This window comes from Desulforhopalus vacuolatus, from assembly GCF_016918505.1.
GTDB classification, from domain to species: Bacteria; Desulfobacterota; Desulfobulbia; order Desulfobulbales; family Desulfocapsaceae; genus Desulforhopalus; species Desulforhopalus vacuolatus.
Window position 1 is genome coordinate 1 of the sequence record NZ_JAFFPZ010000063.1, and the last position, 4,385, is coordinate 4,385.

The following is a 4,385-nucleotide window of genomic DNA, read 5'->3' on the forward strand; positions in this document are numbered from 1 at the left end:
GTTCCCACCCGATTTGCATATTGTTGCTCAAAAACCACATTATACTGTTTGGTTTTGTGCTGAATTCACAGCCGATGGTACGAAAATCAATTTCAGGCCGTTTTTTAGCTCCAACCGGGAATAGCTGTTAATGTACCAACGTCGTTCAAATTATCCACATCAATACGGATAAGGTCATTTTCCAAGGTTCCTGACATATCCTCGTTCCAATCTGAAATCAAGTTAATACGTATCCCAGGTCCAGTAGACGAAGACTCTTCATTCTCTTCTGATACCGCGATATTTTCCCATTCAAAATATATACCACTGTTATCTGAAAAATGATTATCAACAGAATATTGTGGGCGATATACTGTGAGTTGGGGCCCAAGGGTAGAAGGTGTATTGATACTCAAATTATAATCTGATGCATTGGTATTGCTGTCAAAAGATTTGACCTGAACGTAATAGGTCTCTCCTGAGGTGAAATTATAGGATACAGATTCGCTGGAACTTCCACTCGAAGCTGAGAAATCCAACAGTGATCCAGAGCTGCTCAAGAGATTTAAATAAACACCTGAACTGAGTCCCTTTAACTCAAAAGACGCGGTACCACTGCTTAGAGCGACAAACGTATAAAAATCATCATCACCAGCATAACCTGTAATGCTGGCATCTCCATTACTGTTCAGTGAAACCGCAGCGGCTTCCGTTCGAGAGTCACCCGCATCACCACCACTGATGGTGGCACCGTTAATTATATCATTAACAGCAACGGCTGTATTGATACTCAAATTATAATCTGAGGTAGATGGGCCGTAAGGATCGACCTTGACGTAATAGGTCTCTCCTGAAATGAGATTATAGGATATAGATTCACTGGAACTTCCACCCGAAGATGAGGAATGCGAAGATGAGGACTTCAGCGTTGATTCAGAGCTGCTCAATAACATTAAATCAATATCTGAACTCAATCCCGTTAAATTAAAGATCGCGATGCCATTGTTTTGCGCGACAAACGTATAAAAATCATTTTCCCCAACATAACCTGTAATGCTGGCATCTCCATTACTGTCTAATGAAACCAAAGCTGCTTCCGATAGTGAGTTACCCGCATCACCACTACTGACGGTGGTACCGTTAATTATATCAATATTGCCACTGTTGATACTCAAATTATAATCTGAGGTAGATGCGCCATCAGGACGACGAACCCAAACGTAATAGGTATTGCCTGAGGTGAGATTATAGGATAGAGATGCACTGGAACTTCCACTCGGATATGAGCCCTTCACCAGTGACCCAAAGCTACTCAATAACATTAAGTCAATACCTGAACTCAATCCCGTTAAATTAATGGTCGCGGTGCCAGGGTGTTGCGCAACAAACGTATAATAATCATTTTCCCCAGCATAACCTGTAATGCTGGCATCTCCATTAATGTCCAGTGAAACTGCCGCTGCTCCCGTTCGAGAGTCACCCGCATCACCACCACTGACGGTGGTACCGTTAATTATATCAGTATTGCCACTGTTGATACTCAAATTATAATCTGAGGTAGATGGGCCGTAAGGATCGACCTTGACGTAATAGGTCTCTCCTGAGATGAGATTATAGGATACCGATTCACTGGAACTTCCATCCGAAGAGGAGGAATCCAACCGTGATCCAGAGCTGTTCAATAACCTTAAATCAATAGCTGAACTCAATCCCGTTAAATCAATGGTCGCGGTGCCAGGGTTTTGCGCGACAAACGTATAAAAATCATTATCACCAGCATAACCTGTAATACTGGCATCTCCATTACTGTCCAGTGAAACCACCGCTGCTCCCGTTCGAGAGTTACCCGCATCACCACCACTGATAGTAGTGCCGTTAACTATATCATTAACAGCAGCGACTGTATTGATACTTAAATTATAATCTGAGGTATTGTTGCCATAAGGATCGACCTTCACGTAATAGGTCTCTCCTGAGGTAAGATTACAGGATACCGATTCATTGGAACTTCCATCCGAAGAGGAGGAATCCAACCGTGATCCAGAGCTGTTCAATAACCTTAAATCAATAGCTGAACTCAATCCCGTTAAATCAATGGTCGCGGTGCCAGGGTGTTGCGCGACAAACGTATAAAAATCATTTTCCCCAGCATAACCTGTAATGCTGGCATCTCCATTACTGTCCAGTGAAACCGCCGCTGCTCCCGTTCGAGAGTCACCCGCATCACTACCACTGACGGTGGTACCGTTAATTATATCAATATTGCCACTGTTGATACTCAAATTATAATCTGAGGTAGATGGGCCGTAAGGATCGACCTTGACGTAATAGGTCTCTCCTGAGATGAGATTATAGGATACCGATTCACTGGAACTTCCATCCGAAGAGGAGGACTTCAGCGTTGATCCAGAGCTGCTCAAGAGCTTTAAATTAATATCTGAACTCAATTCCGTTAAATTAATGGTCGCGGTGCCAGGGTCTTGCGCGACAAACGTATAAAAATCATTATCACCAGCATAACCTGTAATGCTGGCATCTCCATTACTGTCCAGTGAAACCGCAGCTGCTTCCGTTCGAGAGTTACCCGCATCACCACCACTGATGGTGGTACCGTTAATTATATCATTAACAGCAGCGACAGTATTGATACTCAAATTATAATCTGAGGTATTGCTTCTATACGGATCGACCTTGACGTAATAGGTCTTTCCTGAGGTGAGATTACAGGATACCGATTCACTGGAAATTCCACCCGAAGAGGGGGAATGCGAAGTGGAGGACTCCAACCGTGATCCAGAGCTGTTCAATAACCTTAAATCAATAGCTGAACTCAATCCCGTTAAATTAATGGTCGCGGTGCCATGGTGTTCCGCGACAAACGTATAAAAATCATTTTCCCCAGCATAACCTGTAATGCTGGCATCTCCATTACTGTCCAGTGAAACCGCCGCTGCTCCCGTTCGAGAGTTACCCGCATCACTACCACTGACGGTGGTACCGTTAATTATATCAATATTGCCACTGTTGATACTCAAATTATAATCTGAGGTATTGCTTCTATACGGATCGACCTTGACGTAATAGGTCTCTCCTGAGATGAGATTACAGGAAACCGATTCACTGGAAATTCCATCCGAAGAGGAGTACTTCAACCGTGATCCAGAGCTGCTCAATAGCTTTAAATTAATATCTGAACTCAATCCCGTTAAACCAATGGTCGCGGTGCCAGGGTGTTGCGCGACAAACGTATAATAATCATTATCACCAGCATAACCTGTAATGCTGGCATTTCCATTACTGTCCAGTGAAACCGCAGCTGCTCCCGTTCGAGAGTTCCCCGCATCACCACCACTGATAGTGGTACCGTTAATTATATCATTAACAGCAGCGACTGTATTGATACTCAAATTATAATCTGAGGTATTACTTTTATAAGGATCGACCTTGACGTAATAGGTCTCTCCTGAGGTGAGATTATAGGATACCGATTCACTGGAACTTCCATCCGAAGATGAGGAATCCAACCGTGATCCAGAGCTGTTCAATAACCTTAAATCAATATCTGAACTCAATCCCGTTAAATCAATGGTCGCGGTGCCAGGGTGTTGCGCAACAAACGTATAAAAATCATTTTCCCCAGCATAACCTGTAATGCTGGCATCTCCATTACTGTCCAGTGAAACCGCCGCTGCTCCCGTTCGAGAGTCACCCGCATCACTACCACTGACGGTGGTACCGTTAATTATATCAATATTGCCACTGTTGATACTCAGATTATAATCTGAGGTAGATGCGCCAAAAGGATCGACCTTGACGTAATAGGTCTCTCCTGAGATAAGATTATAGGATACCGATTCACTGGAACTTCCATCCGAAGAGGAGGACTTCAGCGTTGATCCAGTGCTGCTCAAGAGCTTTAAATCAATATCTGAACTCAATCCCGTTAAATTAATGGTTGCGGTACCAGGGCTTTGCGCGACAAACGTATAAAAATCATTTTCCCCAGCATAACCTGTAATACTGGTATCTCCATTACTGTCCAGTGAAACCGCAGTGGCTCCCGTTCGAGAGTTACCCGCATCACCACCACTGATGGTGGTACCGTTAACTATATCATTAACAGCAGCGACTGTATTGATACTTAAATTATAATCTGAGGTATTGTTGCCATAAGGATCGACCTTCACGTAATAGGTCTCTCCTGAGGTGAGATTATAGGATACCGATTCACTGGAACTTCCATCCGAAGATGAGGAATCCAACCGTGATCCAGAGCTGTTCAATAACCTTAAATCAATATCTGAACTCAATCCCGTTAAATCAATGGTCGCGGTGCCAGGGTGTTGCGCAACAAACGTATAAAAATCATTTTCCCCAGCATAACCTGTAATGCTGGCATCTCCATT

The 4,385-nt window shown here is 43.5% G+C and carries 1 protein-coding gene; it reads right to left on the reverse strand.

What is annotated here, in order from left to right:
- Nucleotides 1-104: 104 nt before the first annotated feature.
- A partial coding sequence (locus JWG39_RS15785; protein ID WP_205220407.1) for a beta strand repeat-containing protein occupies nt 105-4,385 on the reverse strand: 4,281 nt, incomplete at its 5' end.